Source organism: Mycobacterium sp. TY814, from assembly GCF_030755175.1.
Classification (GTDB): Bacteria; Actinomycetota; Actinomycetes; order Mycobacteriales; family Mycobacteriaceae; genus Mycobacterium.
Genome location: NZ_JAUFRY010000002.1, coordinates 1,526,164 through 1,547,251, shown reverse-complemented (window position 1 = coordinate 1,547,251; position 21,088 = coordinate 1,526,164). Strand labels below are relative to the sequence as shown.

General features: G+C 65.2%; 22 protein-coding genes. 10 read left to right on the top strand and 12 right to left on the bottom strand.

Annotation, left to right across the window (positions count from 1 at the left end; translation table 11 throughout):
- The first annotated feature begins 697 nt into the window (after positions 1 to 697).
- Positions 698 to 1,132, top strand: coding sequence for a hypothetical protein (locus tag QXH22_RS20575; RefSeq protein WP_306276799.1), 435 nt, complete (start codon positions 698 to 700; stop codon positions 1,130 to 1,132).
- A 269-nt stretch (positions 1,133 to 1,401) separates the two neighbouring features.
- Positions 1,402 to 2,568 (top strand): LLM class flavin-dependent oxidoreductase, encoded by a 1,167-nt coding sequence (locus tag QXH22_RS20570; RefSeq protein ID WP_306276798.1) that lies wholly within the window; start codon positions 1,402 to 1,404, stop codon positions 2,566 to 2,568.
- Positions 2,569 to 2,590: 22 nt separating this feature from the next.
- On the opposite strand, the gene QXH22_RS20565 is transcribed toward QXH22_RS20570, so the two are convergent.
- Positions 2,591 to 3,058 carry an SRPBCC family protein gene (locus QXH22_RS20565; protein ID WP_306240355.1) on the bottom strand — a complete coding sequence of 156 codons (468 nt, stop codon included), beginning with the start codon at positions 3,056 to 3,058 and terminating at the stop codon, positions 2,591 to 2,593.
- A 127-nt stretch (positions 3,059 to 3,185) separates the two neighbouring features.
- Here QXH22_RS20565 and QXH22_RS20560 point away from each other — a divergent pair, with 127 nt between their 5' ends.
- A complete protein-coding gene (locus QXH22_RS20560) occupies positions 3,186 to 4,010 on the top strand; it encodes a lysophospholipid acyltransferase family protein (protein WP_306240353.1) in 825 nt (274 codons plus the stop codon).
- On the opposite strand, the gene QXH22_RS20555 is transcribed toward QXH22_RS20560, so the two are convergent.
- Positions 3,975 to 5,600, bottom strand: coding sequence for an ABC-F family ATP-binding cassette domain-containing protein (locus tag QXH22_RS20555; RefSeq protein ID WP_306240351.1), 1,626 nt, complete (start codon positions 5,598 to 5,600; stop codon positions 3,975 to 3,977). The two genes, QXH22_RS20560 and QXH22_RS20555, sit on opposite strands and share 36 nt — an antisense overlap.
- Positions 5,601 to 5,748: 148 nt before the next feature.
- Between QXH22_RS20555 and QXH22_RS20550 the strand changes: the two genes are divergently transcribed.
- A complete protein-coding gene (locus tag QXH22_RS20550) occupies positions 5,749 to 6,834 on the top strand; it encodes a serine hydrolase domain-containing protein (protein WP_371934270.1) in 1,086 nt (361 codons plus the stop codon).
- 67 nt (positions 6,835 to 6,901) lie between these two features.
- Positions 6,902 to 8,179 carry a serine hydrolase domain-containing protein gene (locus QXH22_RS20545; protein WP_306240349.1) on the top strand — a complete coding sequence of 426 codons (1,278 nt, stop codon included), beginning with the start codon at positions 6,902 to 6,904 and terminating at the stop codon, positions 8,177 to 8,179.
- 16 nt (positions 8,180 to 8,195) lie between these two features.
- Here the strand turns inward: QXH22_RS20545 and QXH22_RS20540 are convergent, their stop codons facing one another.
- From QXH22_RS20540 to QXH22_RS20520, 5 genes are all read right to left on the bottom strand, one after another.
- The gene (locus QXH22_RS20540) at positions 8,196 to 8,912 is read right to left on the bottom strand and encodes a maleylpyruvate isomerase family mycothiol-dependent enzyme (RefSeq protein ID WP_306276797.1); all 717 of its coding nucleotides are present in this window, start codon (positions 8,910 to 8,912) and stop codon (positions 8,196 to 8,198) included.
- A 108-nt stretch (positions 8,913 to 9,020) separates the two neighbouring features.
- Positions 9,021 to 9,395, bottom strand: a complete 375-nt coding sequence (locus QXH22_RS20535) for a hypothetical protein (RefSeq protein ID WP_306276796.1) — start codon at positions 9,393 to 9,395, stop codon at positions 9,021 to 9,023.
- 115 nt (positions 9,396 to 9,510) lie between these two features.
- Positions 9,511 to 9,798, bottom strand: a complete 288-nt coding sequence (locus QXH22_RS20530) for a thiocyanate hydrolase (protein ID WP_306276942.1) — start codon at positions 9,796 to 9,798, stop codon at positions 9,511 to 9,513.
- 84 nt (positions 9,799 to 9,882) lie between these two features.
- Positions 9,883 to 10,593, bottom strand: a complete 711-nt coding sequence (gene scnC, locus QXH22_RS20525; protein WP_306276795.1) for a thiocyanate hydrolase subunit gamma — start codon at positions 10,591 to 10,593, stop codon at positions 9,883 to 9,885.
- A gap of 18 nt (positions 10,594 to 10,611) precedes the next feature.
- Positions 10,612 to 11,451 (bottom strand): SH3-like domain-containing protein, encoded by an 840-nt coding sequence (locus tag QXH22_RS20520; RefSeq protein WP_306276794.1) that lies wholly within the window; start codon positions 11,449 to 11,451, stop codon positions 10,612 to 10,614.
- 217 nt (positions 11,452 to 11,668) lie between these two features.
- On the opposite strand from QXH22_RS20520, the gene QXH22_RS20515 reads away from it, so the two are divergent.
- Entirely contained in the window at positions 11,669 to 13,495 is a 1,827-nt protein-coding gene (locus tag QXH22_RS20515; RefSeq protein ID WP_306276793.1) for a fatty acyl-AMP ligase, read from the top strand.
- 5 nt (positions 13,496 to 13,500) lie between these two features.
- Here the strand turns inward: QXH22_RS20515 and QXH22_RS20510 are convergent, their stop codons facing one another.
- Positions 13,501 to 14,001 (bottom strand): nitroreductase family deazaflavin-dependent oxidoreductase, encoded by a 501-nt coding sequence (locus QXH22_RS20510; protein ID WP_306240343.1) that lies wholly within the window; start codon positions 13,999 to 14,001, stop codon positions 13,501 to 13,503.
- Positions 14,002 to 14,069: 68 nt separating this feature from the next.
- Here QXH22_RS20510 and QXH22_RS20505 point away from each other — a divergent pair, with 68 nt between their 5' ends.
- Positions 14,070 to 16,394, top strand: coding sequence for an arylsulfatase (locus QXH22_RS20505; RefSeq protein WP_306276792.1), 2,325 nt, complete (start codon positions 14,070 to 14,072; stop codon positions 16,392 to 16,394).
- Positions 16,395 to 16,396: 2 nt separating this feature from the next.
- Complete coding sequence (locus QXH22_RS20500) at positions 16,397 to 17,068, top strand: GAP family protein (protein ID WP_306276791.1); 672 nt, start codon at positions 16,397 to 16,399, stop codon at positions 17,066 to 17,068.
- 3 nt (positions 17,069 to 17,071) lie between these two features.
- Here QXH22_RS20500 and QXH22_RS20495 read toward each other — a convergent pair whose 3' ends face one another.
- The 3 genes from QXH22_RS20495 to QXH22_RS20485 all read right to left on the bottom strand — a co-directional run bounded on the left by QXH22_RS20495 (position 17,072) and on the right by QXH22_RS20485 (position 19,256).
- Positions 17,072 to 17,929, bottom strand: a complete 858-nt coding sequence (locus QXH22_RS20495; RefSeq protein WP_306276790.1) for a bile acid:sodium symporter family protein — start codon at positions 17,927 to 17,929, stop codon at positions 17,072 to 17,074.
- Positions 17,930 to 17,962: 33 nt separating this feature from the next.
- Positions 17,963 to 18,703 carry a peroxiredoxin gene (locus tag QXH22_RS20490; protein ID WP_306240339.1) on the bottom strand — a complete coding sequence of 247 codons (741 nt, stop codon included), beginning with the start codon at positions 18,701 to 18,703 and terminating at the stop codon, positions 17,963 to 17,965.
- Between the two features lie 97 nt (positions 18,704 to 18,800).
- Positions 18,801 to 19,256, bottom strand: coding sequence for a hypothetical protein (locus QXH22_RS20485; protein ID WP_306276789.1), 456 nt, complete (start codon positions 19,254 to 19,256; stop codon positions 18,801 to 18,803).
- Between QXH22_RS20485 and QXH22_RS20480 the strand changes: the two genes are divergently transcribed.
- Complete coding sequence (locus tag QXH22_RS20480; RefSeq protein WP_306240335.1) at positions 19,255 to 19,785, top strand: STAS/SEC14 domain-containing protein; 531 nt, start codon at positions 19,255 to 19,257, stop codon at positions 19,783 to 19,785. The two genes, QXH22_RS20485 and QXH22_RS20480, sit on opposite strands and share 2 nt — an antisense overlap.
- A 54-nt stretch (positions 19,786 to 19,839) precedes the next feature.
- Positions 19,840 to 20,610 (top strand): YqjF family protein, encoded by a 771-nt coding sequence (locus QXH22_RS20475; RefSeq protein WP_306240334.1) that lies wholly within the window; start codon positions 19,840 to 19,842, stop codon positions 20,608 to 20,610.
- An 86-nt stretch (positions 20,611 to 20,696) separates the two neighbouring features.
- Here the strand turns inward: QXH22_RS20475 and QXH22_RS20470 are convergent, their stop codons facing one another.
- The gene (locus QXH22_RS20470; protein WP_306240333.1) at positions 20,697 to 21,071 is read right to left on the bottom strand and encodes a hypothetical protein; all 375 of its coding nucleotides are present in this window, start codon (positions 21,069 to 21,071) and stop codon (positions 20,697 to 20,699) included.
- Positions 21,072 to 21,088 lie beyond the last annotated feature (17 nt).

Here is a 21,088-nt window from a genome sequence, read left to right as displayed (position 1 = left end):
TGGTGTTCGTAGCGGCCAAGCTACGCGGTGATCTGGGGTTCAAACGGGGGGATTTATCTAAACGCGATCTAAATGTTATCGAAACGTGATATTTTATAGGTAGCTGTGAAAAATAACTTTACATCGCAATGACGGAGCGGAAGTTCCAGCCGCTTTGTCAAAGCCGAGACCGCGCGAGATGGCACGGAGCATGCAGTGCAACAAGGGAATTCAGCCGCCCAGCGGAGCGGGAGCGTCGCGTCGCAGAATGATCTTGAAATCGGCCAAACACAATCTGCACAACCAACTACTACATCTCGCAAATGTCCAAATTATGGAAAATCGGCCTTTTTGTCTTCGTCTGGGTGCTTCATGTTCTAGAAAGCTGTTCACGTCCAATGTTTTTGCATCCCGCGGCGGGCCTGGGACACCGTGGCCCGCCGCTCCACCGCGGCACACCGCATCACCCACCGGACCAGGCCGGCAGCGGGGTTGATCAAGCGCCAGAATCGGCAGACGAGCTGACTTGCCCTGATGTTGTTGAACGCCAACCTGATTCGAGACACCTGCCGCCAGCAAGGGGCCCTGCTGGCGCAGCGTTCGGCTCCTCGATTCCTACGGGCTGCAAAGATGCCGTCGTCAGCAGTTTCCTTGCCCAAATTACGGGGTATGCCGCCCAAGCATCCCTGCAAGACGAGAGTGGAGATTGGTATAGCTGATGAGAACTGGAGCTAGAACTGCCTTTGCGGTGTTCGGCGGTGGAGCCATGCTCGTCATGGCCGTCGCCTGTGGCGGCGGAGATAACAAGGGCCCGAGCAGCAGCACCACCCCGTCGTCGTCGACGACGCCGACGACGACGACAATGTCCAGCACCGCACCGTCCAGCGGTGCGGCACCCTCCGAGACCCAACCCGGCGGCGCGCCCGGCGGGCCGACGGGCACCGGCGGTCCGAACGGCGGCGGCGGCAGCATCCCGGGCGGACCCACTGGTGGTGGCGGACCCGGAGGCGGCAGCGGCAGCATTCCGGGCGGACCCACCGGCGGTGGCGGACCCGGTGGCGGCGGCGGCAGCATTCCGGGCGTCGGCGGTGGCAGCGGCGGACCCGGCGGCGGCGGCGGCTGCGTCGGCAACATCTGCGGCAGCATTCCGTGATCGACTGACCATCGCTAACTGAAAATCCAAACGAGGACCGGGGCAACCCGGTCCTCGTTTGTCATTCCGGCGCGCATCGTCGTCCTCACCCCGCCGTCCCGGCGCGCATCGTCGTCGGGCCCCACACACCGGCCCGACTCCTCACCCCGCCGTCCCGGCGCGCATCGTCGTCGGGCCCCACACACCGGCCCAACTCCTCACCCCGCCGTCCCGGCGCGCATCGTCGTCGGGCGTAAAGTTCGGGCAGCGCCGACAACAAGGGAGCCACCATGGCGAAGCTCAGGTTCGGATATTTCATCGCCCCTTTCCACCGCGCCGGCACCAATCCGACGCTCGCCCTGCAGCGTGACCTCGAGTTCGTCGAGCACCTCGACGCCCTCGGTTTCGACGAGGCATGGATCGGTGAGCATCACTCGGCCGGCAGCGAAATCATCAGCTCGCCAGAGGTGTTCATCGGAGCCGCGGCCCAGCGTGCCAAGCGGATCCGGTTCGGCACCGGCGTTATCTCGCTGTCGTATCACAACCCGCTGTGGGTAGCCGACCGGTTGATGCTGCTCGACCACCTCACACACGGTCGCATCATCGGCGGGATGGGCCCGGGTTCGTTGCCCACCGACTCGTCCATGATCGGGCTGACCCCCACCGACACCCGTGAGTTGCTGGAAACCAACCTCGACATCGTCGTCCGCTTGCTGGCGGGGGAGACCGTCTCCGCCAAGACCGCCACCCACCAACTCTTCGACGCCAAACTGCAGCTCGCACCGTATTCCGACGGAGGCATCCCGCTCGCCGTGGCGGCCGTCGCGTCTCCCACCGGTGCGCGGCTGGCCGGCAAGCACGGAATCGGCCTGCTCTCCATCGGCGCGACGCTGACGATCGAAGGTTTCGACGCGCTGGCCTACCACTGGGGCATCGTCGAGGAACGGGCCAAGGCGTTCGGGACGCGCGTCGACCGCAGCAATTGGAGCCTGGTCGGCCCCATGCACATCGCCGAGACCGACGAGCAGGCCCGCGCCGACGTGAAATTCGGCATCGAGCCGTGGTTCCGTTATTTCCAGAAGGTCGCCGCATTCCCGCAGATGACGATGCCGGGGGACCGGCTCGACGAGATGATCGACATGATCAACGAGAACGGCGCCGGAGTCATCGGCACACCCGAGCGCGCCCGCGAGCAGGTGCAACGGTTGTGGGATCAATCAGGCGGTTTCGGCTGCATGCTGCAGATGGGTCACGAGTGGGCCAACCCGGCGGCGACCAGACGATCCGCCGAGCTGTTCGCCGCCGAGGTCATACCGCATTTTCAGGGCCAGGCGCAGCCGACGCTGGATGCCGCGACGCGCGCCGGCCAAATGCGCGACGATCTGGCTGCGACGCAGTTGCAGGCGATCGAGCACATGACCAAGAAGTACCAGGACGAACTCGGGGCGCAGCAGTAACGAAACGCGTTGCGCGACAGCGCTACCGGGCAGCTCCGGACTCCTGTTCGGCCGCCTTCACCAGCTTGCCGGCGAAGAACTTGACCGCACCGCCCATCGCCGCGCGGACCGCCGGGCCGGTGCCGCGGACTTTCTCGTTGAACGAGCCGCTCCAGCGGATGTCGGTGCCTCCCGAAGCCGTGGGAGTGAGCACCACCTCGCCGCGGTAATCGTCGGCGGGCTGCGGCGAGCCGACCAGCTTGTAGACGTGTCGACGGTCCTGCTCGTACTCGACGGTTTCCTCCTGTACGAACACCGGGAACATGCCCAACTTGCGAATCGCCCCCACGCCGCCGGGAGCGGGGTTCCCCTGGCGCACCCAACTCGAGGAGACGACGATCGGCTTCGCCCAGGACGACCAGTTGCCGCCGTCGGCGACCAAGCGGAACACCGTCGCGGGAGGCGCGCTGGTGGTCTTGTTGACCTCGAAAGTGAACTTGCGACCCGACATGCTGACTCCCACCGTGACGACTGCCCGAGACTGTGCTGCCGGGTACCCTACCGGGCCGCGATATAGCCACCCGATCTGACGGGCGAAAACGATTCCGCTTCGGCGCGGGCGGGCGCATACTCTCCGTGTGCCAGACGCCGACACCGTATCCGTCCCACCCACCCCCACCAAGGCTGATGTCGCAGCCGCGCTGAACCTGATCAAGCCGCTGCGAAGGTTGATCAAACCCAAGGTCTACGGCATAGACAACGTCCCCACCGAGCGCGCCCTGCTGGTGGGCAACCACAACACGCTCGGCATGGTGGACGCGCCGTTGCTGGCCGCCGAGTTGTGGGAGCGGGGCAGGATGGTCCGTTCGCTGGGCGATCATGCGCACTTCAAGGTTCCCGGCTGGGGCGATGCGCTGATCCGCATGGGCGTCGTCGACGGCACCCGGGAGAACGCGTCCGAGCTCATGCGCCGCGGCGACCTGGTGATGGTGTTTCCCGGCGGCGGCCGCGAGGTCAACAAACGCAAGAACGAGCAGTACAAACTGGTATGGAAAAACCGGCTCGGCTTCGCGCGCTTGGCAATTCAGTTCGGTTATCCGATCATCCCGTTCGCCTCGGTGGGTGCCGAACACGGCATCGACATCGTCTTGGACAACGAGTCCAAATTGATGGCGCCGGTGCAGTTTTTCGCAGAGAAAGTGCTTGGCACACCCGACGGTCCGCCGTTGGTCCGCGGAGTCGGGTTGACCCCGGTGCCGCGTCCGGAGCGCCAGTACTACTGGTTCGGTGAGCCGATCGACACCACCGAATTCAGCGGCCAGGAAGCCAACGACAACGCCGCACGCAAGGTGCGTGAGCGCACCGCGGCAGCGGTCGAACACGGCATCGAGTTGATGCTGGCCGAGCGTGAAGCCGACCCGAACCGGTCACTCGTCGGACGGCTGCTGCGCTCCGACAGTTAGCCGGCCACCGCAGAGTCGGAGCCGGCGGTCGAGGTTCAGCTCGTCGAGGAACCGGTGATCATGACTGACGACGACGAAGGCGCCCCGATAGGCGGTCAACGCGCTGCGGAGCTGGGCAACACTGGTTAGGTCCAGGTTGTTGGTGGGCTCGTCCAACAGCAGCAGCTGAGGTGCCGGCTCTGCGCTGAGGAGGCAGGCCAGTGTGGCCCGCAGCCGTTCGCCGCCCGACAGGGTCGACACCGGTTGATGGGCACGCTGTCCAGGAAAAAGGAAGCGCGCCAGCCGCGTCATCCGGTCGGCCTGCGGCATACTCGGCGCGAACTCGGCGAAGTTGCCGGCGACGGAAAGTTCCTGGTCCAGAATGTCGAGGCGTTGCGACAAATACGCAACAGGGACATGGAGGCGCCGCGCGCCTTCAGCGTGAATCCGTCCGCCGATCGCGCGCAGCAGGGTGGACTTGCCCGCGCCGTTGGGTCCCGTCAGAGCGATGCGTTCGGGACCCCGGATGCTCAGGTCGATGCCGTGACCGGCGAACAGCGGCACGCCGTCCCGCCGCACCTGGATGCCGGTTCCGGTGAAGACGCTCCGACCGGCGGGCACGAGGGTGTCCGGAAGATCGACCACGATCCGCGGAGGTTCGCGCAGGGCGCGGCCGGCCTCGTGGGCGCGGGCGCCCGCTGCCTCGACACGAGCGGCATGCAGCCGATCCGACTTCCCGGCAGACTCCTGAGCACTGCTCTCACGCTTGTCCAGGAGTGCTTTGGGCAAGCCCAGCCGCTGCCGGTTGCGCACCGCATTGCCGGTGCGTCGTGCGGCGCGTTCACGCGCTTTCTGCCGGTCCCTCCGCTGGCGCGCAAGGTCGAGTTCGGCGCTGCGCAGTCGCTGTTCGGCAACATCGCGCTCGTGCTGAACGGCTTGTTGGTAGAACGTGTAATTGCCTCCATAGCAACGGATTTCGTCTGAAATAACTTCGGCGATGTGGTCCATCCGGTCGAGCAACAGCCGGTCGTGGCTGGCCACCACGAGGCAACCGCTGTAGTCGTCGAGCACCTGATAAAGACGACGACGACTGTCACTGTCGAGATTGTTGGTGGGTTCATCCAGCAGCAGCACATCGGGCCGCCGCAACAGCTGGGCCGCCACGCCCAGGGTCACGATCTCCCCACCCGAAACGGTGTCCAGCCGCCGGTCCAGCGCGAGGTGGCCCAGCCCGAGGCGATCCAGCTTAGCGGTAACGCGATCGGCGATATCCCAGTCGTCACCGACGGCGGCGAAGACTTCGTCACGGACGTCTCCACCGGCCAGCGCCTCGAGCGCCGCCAACGCGGGCGCGACACCGAGGACGTCGGCCACCGTGAATTCCGGGGTGAAGGGCAGCTGCTGGGACAGATAGCCGACGACTCCCTGCACCGACACGCTGCCCCTGTCAGGTTGATAGCGGCCGGCGAGCAGCTCGAGCAGCGTAGTCTTTCCGGCACCGTTGGGTGCGACGAGACCGGTGCGGCCGGCATCGAAGACGAATGACAGCTCCTCGAAAACGCGGGTGCCGTCCGGCCACCCAAACGACAGATTCGAACAGGAAATAGACACGGGCGGGTCCTCACATGGGCAACGGCAGGTGCGAAAGGAATGTGACGAAGGAATGCGAGCCGAAGCTCACGCTGAGATGTCGTTGCTCCCGTCCATGGCTGTCTTCCTAACAAGCGCAACCCGCGGCGTGCAAACGATTTTCTGGTCGTTGACTCTGCCGTTGCTGTCGGCACTGGCCCTCGGCGCATGCACGGCCACCCACCCCGCGCGCACCCCGGCCACCGCCGCCACCAGCACGACGTCGACTGTCAAAGCGGGCAGCAGTCAGGCCGTGCTGGACACCGCCGTCAAGGCCGACGGGCCTGGTTGCTCGGCGGCGGTCGGCATCGATGGCAAGGTGGCCTGGGCCGGGGTGGCGGGACTGGCGAACATCAACAACGGGGCGAAGATCACCGCGGAGACGGTTTTCGACATTGCCTCGGTATCAAAGCAATTCACGGCGACCGCCGTCCTGCTGCTGGCCGCCGCCGGAAAGCTGACCGTGGACGATTCGCTCGCCCAGTACCTGCCGGAAATGCCCCCGTGGGCCGCGAATGTCACGCTCGCGCAGCTGATGCACCACACCAGCGGAATCCCCGACTACGTCGGCCTGCTGCAGGAACAGGGTTTCAGCTACGCCGACCGAACCACCGAGGCGCAGGCATTGCAGGCGCTGGCGGCAGCGCCGGAGCTGGTCTTCAAGCCCGGCGCCCGCTTCGAGTACTCCAATTCCAACTATCTGCTGCTGGGTGAAATCGTGCACCGGCTGTCCACCAGGCCGCTTCCGGACTACCTCAGTACCGAGATCTTCACACCGCTGAGCCTGACCATGGCGATGGACCCGACCGCGAGCATCCCCGGCAAAGCGTTGTCCTACACCGAGACTGAGGGCGGGGGCGACTTTCAGGCGGCCGACTCCAGGTGGGAGCAGGTTGGCGACGGGGGTATTCAGACCACCCCGAGCCAACTGGTCCGGTGGGCCGACAACTACCGCACCGGCAAGGTGGGCGGGCCCAGTCTGCTCGACGCGCAGCTGTCCGGAGCAGTGCCGACCGAGCCGGGCGGCGGTGACCGCTACGGCGCCGGCATCTACTCCCTGGCTAACGGCATGCTCGAACATGACGGCGCGTGGGCCGGGTTCGTCACCGCGTTCCGCGTCAGCAGCGACCGGCGGACGTCGGTGGCGATCAGCTGCAACGTCGACAAGCAGGACCCGACGGCCCTGGCGGACGCACTGGGCCGCATCTGGATGTAGCGGCGCGCGACGAGAAAATTGGCGATCCTGTGCGCCGGGCGCCCCGGAGGCTGCAATCATGCACGGTATGGCGAAACCGACCGTCCTCACCACCGACAATGGCCTCCCATCCGGCGTACAGGGAGCATGCGATCCGCACTTCCTGAATGTCGTCCGCGCGTTCGCCGGCCTCTACCCCGGCAAGATGTTCGGGGGCGGCGGCCTTTCGGTGTACATCGAGGGCAAACCGGTCGTCGACGTGTGGACCGGTTATTCCGATCGCAAGGGCAAGGTGCCCTGGACCGAAGACACCGGCGCCATGGTGTTCTCCGCGACAAAAGGCTTGGCCGCCACCATTATTCATCTACTCGTCGATCGTGGACTGCTGGACTACGACGTCCCGGTCGCCGAGTACTGGCCGGAGTTCGGGGCCAACGGCAAGTCCGAGATCACGGTCAGCGACGTGCTGCGGCATCGCTCCGGCCTGTCCCACCTCAAGGGTGTCGACAAGCACACGATCATGGACCACCTGCAGATGGAGGAGCGGCTGGCAGCCGCACCCGTCGACCACTCCCACGGCAAAACGGCCTACCACGCCATCACCTACGGGTGGCTGCTGTCGGGGCTGGCCCGCGCGGTCACCGGCAAAGGGATGCGCCAGCTGTTCCGCGAAGAGCTGGCCCGCCCGCTGAACACCGACGGACTGCATTTGGGCCGACCGCCCGCCGACTCACCGACCAAGGCGGCACAGACGCTGCTGCCGCAGTCGAAGATTCCCACGCCGCTGCTGGATTTCATCGCGCCCAAGGTCGCCGGGTTGTCGTTCTCCGGGCTGCTCGGTTCGATTTACTTTCCCGGCATCATGGGGATGCTGCAGGACGACATGCCGTTCCTGGACGGCGAACTACCGGCGGTCAATGGTGTGGTGACCGCGCGCGCACTGGCCAAGACCTATGCGGTGCTGGCCAACGACGGTGTCATCGACGACACGCGGCTGCTCTCGTCGGAGGCGGTCGCCGGGATGAAGGGCAAGGCTGAGCTGTGGCCGGACCTGAACCTGGGCCTGCCGTTCACCTACCACCAGGGCTACCAATCATCACCGGTGCCAGGCTTTTTGGAGGGTTACGGTCACATCGGCCTGGGCGGTACGGTCGGCTGGGCTGATCCGGAGTCCGGCAGCTCGTTCGGCTATGTGCACAACCGGCTGCTGACGCTGCTGCTGTTCGACGTCGGTTCGTTCGCCGGGCTGGCACCGCTGTTGACCAGCGCGGTCAGCGCCGCCAAAAAGGACGGCCCGCTGGAGGTACCTCACTTCGGCGCGACGTACCAGGACACCGGCGACTACGAGCCGGCGGCCGGCGAGTAATACCTCCTCGCGAGTCCTAGAACGCCCCGCGCGCCAGGAAACGCCGCAGGGCCCCGGCGTCTCCGTCGACGCGCAGCCGCTCCAGCGGGCGTCGCCCCCAGAGCAGTAACACCAAATCGGACGCCGTGGCGCGCACGGTGACGTCGACGTGACCGTCAGGCACCAGCCGGCATGCGCCGGAGCCGGCGCGAACGGTCCATTCACCATCAATGTCATTGCACTGCAGGCGGATCGACTGGACCGGGCCGTCAAGATCGCGGGACATCCCCGGCAGCACCTCCTCGAGGAACTCCGCGACACCGTCGGCGGCCAGCCGCGGTTCCACCGCCTCGTCCCGCCCCATCGCACCGACGGCATCCCAGCAGTGGATAGCGGTCTCATGTGCGAGGCGACGCTGGACGAAACCCACATTCTGACGATGCCCCCAGGTCCATGCGGGGGCTTCGGGGTGGATGCGGCTGAGCGTGGTGACGGTCTCCTGCAGACCGTCGCGAAACCAGTGCACCAGGGACTGTTCGTCTGGTCGGGCGGGTTCGCGGTAACTCTCCGGCTCGGCGACGACACCGGCAGCGACCTGCCGCCAAAAAGTGTGGACGTTGCCGACATGCCAGACCAATTCTGCGATAGTCCATCCGGTGCAGCTCGGCACGCCGCGGTGCAGCCCCGCCCCGGCCACCGCGGCGATCCGATCGCCGTCGCGCCGCAGCGCGTGCAGATAGTCGGCGGAGTGCATCGGCTTATCAGATCACGTGAATCGGGCGAAGGACCGCGGCGCCCGCCAGCAGCCAGAACGGCTGGCCACCGAAATCAGACCGAGCCGGGGGAGTGCTGCGCGATCACCTCACAACTCGTAGATCACCAGCCAGACCAGGGCCACCGCGACCAACAGCAGAACGGCCATGATTGTCCACCGAATGAGCCGCGACTGACGCTGAAACCAGTGGCGCAGTTGCACAAAGCGCCAGTCGGTCCACGCGTACGCTCGTGCGGCCCAGTCCGCTTCGACCGCCATCAGGCGTAACGCGACGAGCAGCGCCGGAATACCCGCCTCGGGCAGCACCACGATCAGCGGGACAGACGCCACCAGCAACAGGCTCCCGAGCACCGCGAGCAGGGCACGCACCGTTGCGGGCCGCGCGCGGGCCCGATTCCGGTAGGCATGCACCCGGGCCAGGGCGGCCTCGCGCGTCGTGACCGGATGGTCGATTGCGTCCACGGATACTCCTGCGGTCGATGCGTGGGTGGTTGCCAGCGTCCGTGAACTTTCACAAGCCATCGCTTGGCCGCCGCCGAATCTAGCGGTTCGGCGACAGAATGCCCAGTCGGCGGGTTTAGGCCTCCAGCCGGGTCCGGACCGCGTCGAGCCGCTGACGCAGCTCGTGTTCGCTGATGATGCCGCGGGCCAGCAACGAAAAGGCCAGGGCAACCAGTTGATTTTCCGGGTATGGAAGACCCGCGTAGCGGTGGGCCGACAGCTCGTCTTCCTCGTCACGGCGTTCTTTGAACGTCAGAGCAGAGCTCCCGTCGCCTTGGCACGAGCGATCGAGCACATCGCACAGACCGTACAGGCTGGTCTTCCAGGGTGGCAACGGGTTGTCAACCCCGTACTTGGCCGCCATGACCGGCCACGTCTGCCGGTTCTCCACGATCTCGTCAAGTACAGCGAATTCCTTTGTAGCGGAGCTTATTTCGTCTGCCACGGGTCAGGCTCCCACGGGGCGGATGGCCGGGCGCACCAGGGGAGTCACGTTGGTTGTCACCCCGGGCCTGGGGAGTGCGACCCCGATCAGGCAGTCACGGGTGATGATCTCGGCGAGCTGGTCTTCGGTCCATCCCTCGGTGCCGGCCGGGCGCATCGGCATCACCATGAACCGGTGCTTCTGGTTCGAGTCCTCGACCCGCACCTCGATGTCGTCGGGCAACTGAAGTCCGAACTCTGAGAGCACCTGCCGTGGCCAGCGCACGATGCGCCGCCGGTAGTTGGGGGTGCGGTACCACTCGGGGGAGTTGCCGAGGATCGGACGTGGGTAGCAGGAACACAGTGCGCAGACGATGACGTGGTGCACGGTGGGGGTGTCTTCGAGGATCTTGAACGCCACGAAGTCACTGGGGGTGCCGAAACCGGTCGGGTCCAGCCAGTCGACGCCGACCTCTTTGGCGGCCGCGACCGCGTCGGTCACCGCCAGTTCCTTGAACGCGGGGTCCAACCATGCCTTGGCCACCAGCCGGGCGGCGGGCGTGGGGCCGATCTGCTCGGCGTACTCGGTAAAGACCCGGTGCTCTTCTGCGGTGAATAGCCCTTTCTCAATGCACAATTCGCGTAGCGCGATCTCGAGGACCTCGAAATCGGTGATCTCGTCGACCATCGGTTTGACGGTGCGCTCGTGCTCGTGGTCGTGGTCGTGGTCGGTCATGATCGGATCGCGCTCCTCTCAACCCACGGCTTCCAGCCAGCGCTCGGGGATCTCGGTCTGCAATGTGTCGTTCTGGTGCCCGGTGTAGTTGTCCCACAGCTGCGCCTGGTTGAACCGCACGATGTAGAACCACTCGGGCTTGGCGTCCTCGCGGTCCCATGCCTCGTCCTCGGGAGCGGGGCTCTCGTAGGTGACTTCGGCGATGATCCCTTCGGCGCCACGCGCGTACTCCGGGGTGCGGGTGTAGAACATCGCGGGCAACTCTCGCACGCGAACCCGTTGTCCCACTTCGAATTTCGCCTCACCGGCTTGACCTGCGAAACGCTGCGGATCACCGATGCCGACGGCTTCGACGTGGTGCTTGTTGCGTGGGACGTCAGTGCCGTCGCCCTGAAACTTCGGCTGCGCGTCCGGGCGGCGCCCTTGCAAGCCGCCGGCATAGCGCGCCTGGACCTCGGCCAGCCGCTCGGTCAATTCTCCCCAGCTGATGTGCTTCTTCTCGATGAGCAGTCGGCCGACCGACCACAACCAGCGGCTGTAATACGGAAGTCCCAGGTAGATGGCACGGCCTACGTCAACGTTGGCCAGTCGCCGGCGCTCTTCGGAGACCCAGATGCCCCGCCAGCCGAGAACCTCGCAGAGCACGTAGGTCATCAGCTCCCACTGCTCTTCCTCCTTGTTCTCGTAGAGGTGCGGATGGTCAAACTCTCCGCCGACGTCGTGGCTGGTCTTCATGTACGCCAGCCAGTGATCGTGGCTGATCTCGTCAGGGGCCGGCCACTCCGAGACCTCTGGATAGATTGTCTTGAGCCGGGAAACCAGCGCCAACTGCGCCGCACGCTCCGATGGTGTGCTCAATTGGGCACCTCCCGTATGGAGATCTCCACCTGAATGAAGGTCAAAATTACCACTTTCCGGCCGAATCGGTTAGAGGGGAAATCGGGATCGCTCAAGCGATTTCGATTGACAACACAAGTAGCCATCACTCCCGCAATATGACGCCATGCAGCGCAGGTGGCCGGCGCCACACCGCGGCGTGCCCGAGCCATCGCACACCGGTTTATAGAATGCGCGAATGAATCGCGGTACCGGGTCGACACCCGCGGCCCCTGATGGGTTGCTGCAGATCGAGGATTGCCTGGACGCGGACGGCAACATCGTCTTACCGCCGGACACCACGCTGATCTCACTGATCGACCGCAACATCAGATATGTCGGAGACACCGTCGCCTACCGCTTTCTGGACTACAGCGGCGCGGGCGAAGCGCACGCCAACGAGGTCACCTGGGAGGAGTTCGGCGTCCGCTTGCGAGCCGTCGCCGCGCACGTGCAGCAGCACGCGGGTCCCGGTGACCGGGTGGCCATTCTGGCGCCGCAAAGCATCGATTGGGTGGTCGGTTATTACGCGGCCATCAAAGCCGGCACCATTGCGGTCCCGTTGTTCGCACCCGAATTGCCCGGTCACGCCGAGCGCCTGCAGACGGCGCTGCACGATTCTCAACCGACGGTCATCCTCACCACGGCGGCGGCCAAAGACGCCATCGAAGCGTTCCTGGCCGGCCTCTCACAGCTGGACCGGCCGCATGTGATGATGATCGACGAGATCCCGGACGAAGCCGAACGCGACTTCGCACCCGTCCACCTGGACATGGATGCCGTCGCTTACCTGCAGTACACGTCGGGCGCCACCCGACCGCCCATCGGCGTGGAGATCACCCACCGGGCGGTCGCCACCAATCTGGCACAGATGATCCTGTCGATCGATCTACTGAACCGGAACACCCACGGGGTCAGCTGGTTGCCGCTCTATCACGACATGGGTCTGTCGATGATCGGCTTCCCCGCGGTCTACGGCGGACACACCACCCTGATGTCCCCGACGGCGTTTGTTCGCCGCCCTCTTCGCTGGATCCAGGCTTTGTCGGAGAGTTCGAGAATCGGCCAAGTCGTCACCGCTGCACCGAATTTCGCCTACGAGTGGACTGCGCAACGCGGACTGCCCGGGGCCGGTGACGACATCGACCTCTCCAACGTGGTGCTCATCATCGGATCCGAACCGGTCAGCATCGACGCGGTGACGAACTTCAATAAGGCATTCGCGCCGTATGCGTTACCGCGCACGGCCTTCAAGCCGTCCTACGGAATTGCCGAGGCCACGCTGATGATCGCCACGATCGACCACGCGGCCGAAACGTCGGTGATCTACCTCGACCGCGAGCAGCTGGGCGCGGGCCGGGCTGTTCGGGTTGCCGCTGATGCGCCCAATGCGGTGGGGCAGGTGTCGTGTGGTCAGGTGGCACGCAGCTTGTGGGCCGTGATCGTGGACCCGCAAACCGGCGCCGAGTTGCCCGATGGTCACGTCGGTGAACCCTGGCTGCAGGGCGACAATGTGGGCCGCGGCTACTGGGGGCGGCCCGCGGAGACGCGCCGGACGTTCGGCGCCAGGTTGAGCGCGACTCTCGGCGAAGGCAGCCATGCAGCCGGCGCCAAGATCGACGGCGACTGGCTGCGGACCGGCGACCTGGCGGTGTATCTCGACGGTGAGCTCTACGTGACCGGACGGATGGCCGATCTGATCACCATCGACGGGAAGAACCACTATCCGCAAGACATCGAAGCCACCGTCGCCGAAGCGTCGCCGCTGGTGCGCCGGGGATATGTGACGGCGTTCGCGGTGCCTGCCGGGTTGGTCGTCATCGCCGAGCGTGCTACCGGCACCAGCCGCGCCGACCCGCAACCCGCAATCGAAGCAATCCGTGCTGCGGTGCTGGCCCGGCACGGGCTGCCCCTGTCCGACGTCCGTTTTCTGCCGGCCGGCGCTATTCCGCGCACCACCAGCGGCAAACTTGCGCGGGTCGCCTGTCGCACCGAATACCTCGACGGCACGCTGGGCGTCCACTGAGGTGTTCAGCCTCGCTGCAGAATGAACGCCTCGATTCGGCGGTCACCTGCCCACTCCTGTTCTTTGGCAAGACCGGGGTAAATCGCAACGCCTTTGGACCAAATTGCCTGACGTTCGGCGGGATTCGCCAATCGCGCCGTGGCGGTCCACGTGTCTCCCTCGATCACCACCGTGGCGACCGGATTCGCCTTCAGGTTGTAGTACCAGCTGGGATGCTTCTCATCGCCGTAATTGGCTGCCACGACAGCGACACCGTCGGGATGGGGGATGCCGAGCAGGGCGACGGTGCGCGGCTGTCCGGTTCTGGCACCGGTAGTCGTCAGGATCACCGAGGGCAGGCCGGCCGCGACACCGGCGAAGCTGTACCTTCCGCCGGTGAGCTTGCTGAGGAGGTGGTCCAGTCGGTGCGCCGTCGGCCGGAACAACACCCGGCCGGCTTTCGTCGCAGCGAGGCGGCGCATCGAGCGGTGGAGGGCGTTGGCGTCGTTGAACGAAGTGGCCGGCATAGCGGAATTCTCTCCGAATTCCCCCTGTCGCGTGAGACTATCCACGCGATCGGGAACAAGGAGGCACAGTGGTCGATCTGCCGCGCACAGCTGAACCGTTTACCGGGGTGATCAGCCCGTCGGTCGCTGAGTCCACCCCGGTCAAACCGACCATCACCTATCCACCGCAGGGCGCCCCCAACGTCGTCGTCGTCCTGCTCGACGATGTCGGGTTCGGGGCGGCATCGACATTTGGCGGTCCGGTGCCGACTCCAGCACTCGATCGGGTCGCCCAAACCGGATTGCGCTACAACCAATTTCACACCACAGCGCTCTGCTCGCCGACTCGCGCCGCCTTACTGACCGGACGTAATCACCATAGCGCGCACATGGGTACGATATGCGAAATCGCCTATGGATTCCCGGGTTACGACAGCGTTCTGCCGCAGAGCACGGCCACCGTCGCGGAGATCCTGCGGCAGAACGGCTACAACACCGCATTGTTCGGCAAGGCACACTTCACGCCGACGTGGGAATTGGGCCCCGCCGGGCCATTTGACCGCTGGCCCACCGGGCTGGGCTTCGAACGCTTCTACGGCTTCCTCGGTGGCGACACGTCGCAGTACGAGCCGGCGCTGTTCGACCAGACCACACCCGTCGAACCCTATCTCGGCCGCGGCGATTACCACCTCACCGAAGATCTCGCCGACCGGGCGATCGATTGGATGAAACGTCAACAAACCTCGGCTCCCGGTAAACCGTTCTTCCTCTACTTCGCTCCGGGCGCTACCCACAGCCCCCACCAGGTATGGCCGGAGTGGTCCGACAGGTTCGCCGGGCAGTTCGACGACGGCTGGGATGCGTTGCGCGAGAGCATCTACGAGCGGCAGATCGAGCTGGGCATCATTCCGGCCGGTACCCGGCTGACACCGCGACCGCACCAGATCCCCGCCTGGGCGGATTACGACGACCGCTACAAGCCGGTGGCCCGGCGTCTGATGGAGGTCTACGCCGGTTTCCTGGCCCACACCGACGCGCAGATCGGACGGGTCATCGACGCCATCGACGACCTGAACCAATGGGACAACACGCTGTTCATCTACATCTGCGGCGACAACGGGGCTTCGGCGGAAGGGACCATCCACGGCGCGTGGAGCTCACCCTCATTCCAGAACGGCCTGCCCGAGGACCCCGAATGGCTACTTGCCCATCTGGATGACTTCGGAACAGCTCGGTGCGAGAACCACTACAACGTGGGTTGGGCCTGGGCGCTCGACGCCCCGTTTCAGTGGATGAAGCAGGTGGCCTCCCACTTCGGCGGCACCCGCAACGGCTTTGCCATGTCATGGCCACGCGGCATCACGGCCAAGGGGGAGCAGCGCAGTCAGTTCCACCACGTCATCGACGTGATGCCGACCATCCTCGAAGCCGCCGGCATCGAGATGCCGGCCCGCGTCAACGGCGTCGAGCAGAAGCCGGTCGAGGGAGTCAGCATGCGCTACTCCTTCGACCATCCGGATGCCGAAAGCCGAAGAACCACACAGTATTTCGAAATTTTCGGCAACCGGGCGATATACCACCAGGGCTGGATCGCGTCGTGCTTCCACGGCCGGCTGCCCTGGGTGCGCACCGGTCGTCACCCGTTCGGCGAGACCGAACGCTGGGAGCTCTACCACCTCGTCGACGACTACAGCCAGGGTGTCGATCTCGCCGCCCTACACCCGGACAAACTGGCCGAATTACAGGCCGTTTTCGACGCCGAGGCCCGCAAGTACGATGTGTACCCTCTCAGCGACGCCACTCTGGCCCGGGCCCTGCCGGTCAACCGGCCGAATCTGTTGGGTGACCGCACATCCGTCACGTACTACCCCAGTCACGTCCGCATCCCTGAGACGGCGACCGTCACCTACACCAGCACGTCGTTCCGGTTGCGGGCGCAGCTGGTGATCCCGGCCGGCGGCGCGCAGGGTGTGGTCATCTGCATCGGCGGGGCGATGGCCGGGTGGAGTCTGTATCTGCAGTATGGCGTTCCGATGTTCACCTACAACTACCTCGGCCATGAACTCACGACGGTCAGCGCCATCGAACCGTTGCCGGAAGGCCCTGCCACCGTAGGCCTTTCGTTCGACTATGACGGTGGGGGGTTGGGCAAGGGGGCGACGATCTCGCTGCTTGTCGACGAGCACCCGGTGGCAAGTGGCCGCATCGAGCGCTCCGTCCCGTTCCGGTACTCGATGAGCGGTGAGACGCTGGACGTGGGGATCGATACCGGTTCGCCGGTCGCACCCTACGGGCATGCCTTCCGGTTCACGGGACGGATCGATCGGATCGAGGCCACCATCGATCCGCGTCCGGGCGACCTGGCGGCAGCGTTGGCCGAGGCGGAGATGCGTTCCGCGATGGGTTCGCAATAACGGTGTGGAGCAGCCTCATCCCGCTGATTCTCGGCGGAGCACTGGAGCCCATTGAAATCATGATCACGATCATGTTGCTGGGCACGCCTGCCGGTGCCCGGGCGGCAGGTGCGTGGATCTCCGGGCATGTCGGCACGCGGCTGCTGCAGGGCCTCATATTCGGCACCATCCTGCATTGGGGGGCACGCGGCGGCGACTCGAAGCACTCCCATCACTGGGTCGTGTCGACCATTCTGCTCGTCGTCGCGGTGCTGTTACTGGTCACCGCCGCGCGGGAGTTGCTCAGCGACGACGATCCCAATGCGCCGCCACCGAAGTGGATCACGATGCTGAGGTCAGCGACACCCACCAAAGCCTTCTTCATCGGCGCCGGCGTCGTCACGGTGTCGGTGAAGGCATGGGTCTTCACTTTCGCGGCGATCGGTGTGATCGGCAGCTCGGAGATGGGGCGGGCCGGCCACATGACGTCGTACGTGGTGTTTGTCCTGCTCGCGACCAGCGTGAACCTATTAATCATTGGCGCCGCGGCCATATTCGGTGACCGGTCGCGGTCCGTACTGGAGCGGGTGCTGCGCTGGTTGCAGCACAACACCCGCCCGGTCGTCGTTCTTGTCGGTTTGGTCTTCGGAATCTGGTTCGGGTTGAAGGCGCTGCGCGGCTTCGGGATTCTGTGAATGTCAGGCGCGCGACGCGGCCCCGCGACGGCGTAGCCATCGCGTGTACAGCACACCGACCAACGCCGTGACCACGCCATACAGCGCCACCGCCCCGCGTTCGTCGGCGTTGGGAAAATTCGCCGAGGCGATGGTCAGCGCGGTGGCCGGGTGGCGACAGGCGCTCGCGAAGGCCACCACCGCCGAGAACTGCCGGTCGGGCCCACCGAGCACATGCCCAACGGCGAACGCGCCCACGACGAATATCACCATGGCGAGCAGCGTCACGTCGCCCAGTAGCTTCCACATCTGCGGCGCCGCGGCAACCAGCAACACGATCATCGCGACCGGCAACGCCCAGCGTTGCGCGTGTCCGATGGGCCCTTCGATCCGCGATGCCGCTGCGGGCCAGAACTTTCCGATCGCCATCCCGGTGACGAGTGGCAACAGCACCGAGAAAAGCAGCAGTTTGCCAACCGACCATGGACTCGTCACATACTCTCGCCCGAACAGGTCTCCCAGCACCCGCGCGGCCACGGAAATCCCCGGCACCGCAAGCACGGCCAGCACGATCACCAGTCCCAACCCGAATTGCACTTGTCCGCCGGCCTTTTCCCCACGCCGCGGGAGCAACGGCGGCAGCGGCGAAATGGCCAGTGTGACAAGCGCAATGGCAACTTGCGGGCGCAGGTTCACCACGTGGACCAGCAAGACTGCGAGGGCGGGTGTGATGATCAGTACGGCCAGGATTGCGCGCCCCAGCAATCCCGGGCGTTGCAGCACATATCGAACATCGGAGAATTGCGCCGTCAACCCGTAACCGAGAATCACCACGAACAGACTTATCTGGAATGCGAGCTTCGCCGCTTCTGCCACCGTCACGACGGACAGCCTGCCACGGTGAAGGGGTTCAGATCAGCCCATTCGCCCGTGCCCGCCGACCCGGATCGCGGATTCGATCTGCTCGGCGCTGATCTCTTTGGTGCAGAAGAACCAGTCTTCGCATGCGATGCCCTCGGCGTGGCCGTCCATGCGCTCCTTGGCGGTGCCACACGAGCCGGCAGGCGGCACGATGACCCGGTCTCCCGGACGCCAATCGGCGGGCGTCGCGACGTGGAAGTGATCGGCCGTCTGCAGTGCTTTGATGACCCGCAGCAGCTCGTCGAAGTTGCGTCCCAGGCTCAGCGGATAGTAGATGACAGCGCGGATCCTGCCTTCCGGGTCGATGACGAAGACCGCGCGCACCGCCTTGGTGGAGTCCTCACCGGGCATGATCATCCCGTACTTCTTCGCGACCTCCATCGAGACGTCCTCGATCAGCGGGAAGGTGACCTCCACGTCATGCATGCCGCGGAAGGAGATCTTCTCTTTGATGGTGCGCAGCCATGCGATGTGGCTGTAGAGCCCGTCCACCGACAGCCCCACCAGCATGGTGTTGTAGGCCGCGAATTGCTGCTGCATCGACGCGAAGGTGATGAACTCGCTGGTGCACACCGGGGTGAAATCAGCCGGATGAGAGAAGAAGATGATCCACTTACCTGCGTAGTCAGCCGGGAAGTTGATCGGCCCCTGAGTGGTGACGGCGGTGAATGGCGGTGCCGGGTCGCCGATGCGGGGCATACCAACCGTCGTGGGGGAAGTCTCGGTCGTGGTCATGGACGGTCCCTTCGCGTTGTATGGCACCATTGCACAGCGCGGACGGGCGGGCGGATAGGGACTAACGCCCTCTGACGCGGGGCCGACCGTCGTCTAATCAGGGACTGGTGGCCTGGTTGATGATCAGTGGCGGCGGCCCAGCTCCTTCGTGAGGATCAGCCTGGGTCTTGTAGAACGGCGGCAGGGTGCCCGACCCGGACTCGAAGTGGTTCAGGTACTCGGCGTCGAATACCACGTGATACCACTGGATTCCGAGCGACGCGGAGACATCCGGGTCGCTCGTGGGAGCATTGGTGATCGCGGTGACGCGGACGCACTTCAGGTGCTGACGCATGGTCGAGGAGAAGCTGGCGAGGCCGTCAGCGTCTTGTTCCGGTGCCGTCGCGCCATAGCTGGCACGCACCTGCCGCCCCAAGTAGCCCCAAGCGGTGAGGTAATCCTTGTCGTTGATCGCGGTGAAATAGTCGATCAGCACCTGCTGCCCCTTACCCGCGGCCCGGGCGTCCGGCTGCCCATTCGAGCATGCCGAATCGGCGGCAGCCTGCCCCGGCATGAGCATGAGCATCGATCCAGAGAGCGCCAGCGCGGCAAGCTGCCGATGCCAAGCCCATGTCAAACGAGTAGCCGCCCACATATGGATGACTTTGGCCTCTTATCCGCCGGTGTCAAGAGTGCAACCATGGCGACAGCCCGATACCGAGGAGCACTTCATGATCGACTATGAACTCGACGCGGCCTCATCGGTGCTGCTGGTGCGACCGGAGTCGGCTTTGGACAAGGACGATTTCGTTCGACTCGCGAAGGTGGTCGATCCCCACATCGAGGCGAACGGCGACCTGAACGGTCTCATCATCAGCGCCGCGAAATTCCCGGGATGGGACAGTTTCGGCGCACTGGTCACTCACTTCCGCTTCGTCAGAGATCATCAGAAGCACATCAAAAAGGTGGCCGTGGTGACCGACTCCCACCTCGGAGATGTCGCCGAACATCTCACCTCGCATTTCGTGTCAGCCGAGATTCGCCACTTTCCCGCTGGGCAGGAGGACCAGGCCCGCCAGTGGGTCAGCGACGGCTCGCAATGACAAGCGCCAAGACTTCGCCCGCCGCGTTTCCGGCATCCGTGTCACCATGGTGCGATGACCGCCAGCCCTGACCTGCCGCACAGTGGGGCCGGCGGAAAGCCGGTCCTGGCCGGCTACCCGGTGACGCCGCCGCCACTGAGGCGTCCGGTCACCTTCGACCAGCGCTGGAGCGACGTGTCATTCGTGCACTGGCCGGTGGCGCCGGAGAGCATCGCGCACCTGTATCCGCCCGGCACCCGTCCCGACGTCTTCGCCGACGAAACCTACGTCGGGCTGATTCCGTTCACGATGTCGTATACGAAACTCGGCACCGCGGTACCGCTTTCGTACTTCGGGCGATTCCACGAGACCAACGTCCGCCTGTACTCGGTCGACGACGCGGGCCGCCACGGCGTGCTGTTCCGGTCTCTGGAGACGGCGCGACTTGCGGTGGTACCCGTCACCCGGATCGGCCTCGGCGTCCCGTACACCTGGGCGAAGATGCGGCTGACACGATCCGGGCGCCAAATCACCTACCAGAGTGTGCGCCGGTGGCCCCGGCGCGGATTGCGAAGCCTGATGACGGTCACAGTCGGTGACGTCATCGAGCCGACACCGCTCGAGGTGTGGCTCACGGCTCGCTGGGGTGCACACACCCGCAAGGCAGGCCGTACCTGGTGGGTCCCCAACGAACACGACGCATGGCCGTTGCACGAGGCCGAAATATCAGAGCTGCATGACGAATTGGTGGACGCGGCGGGGGTACAGCCGGCCGGTCACCGATTGCGGGCCCTGTATTCGCCGGGTGTGCAAACCTATTTCGGCCGGCCCTGCCTGGTCCAGTAAGCCAGGGAGCCGAGCGTGAAATTCACGACGCAACACGCCGTGATGGCGTCGTGTGGTTCACAGTCGCTGCGGAAAATCAGGGCAAATCAGTAAGCCAGCACGTGGAAATGTCGACGCGGGCAGTCACCTTCGACACCGCTGTACGGTTCGTCATCGAAAGTCCGCCAATTCCAGTGCTCACCGCAGTAGGACGCCGCACAGTCCGGGCAATGGAACGGCGCATAGCTGTACCCGATGCGGTAAAGCGCCCCCGCGTCACGGGCGGCGATCGCCTCGCTTACCGCTTCGATGCGCTCTGCCGACACGGGCGAACTGGTGACACCGAAGAAGCTCTGCACCAACACCGCCGCCTGCTCATCGGGGCGCTGCAGGACATCCAGCTCGGCCACCGCCTGCAGCGCCGGGCCGCAAGACTCGCCGACCGCATCGGCCGGGGTGACGAACTGCACGCGCCCCGCCACGGCGCCGCAGATTGCGC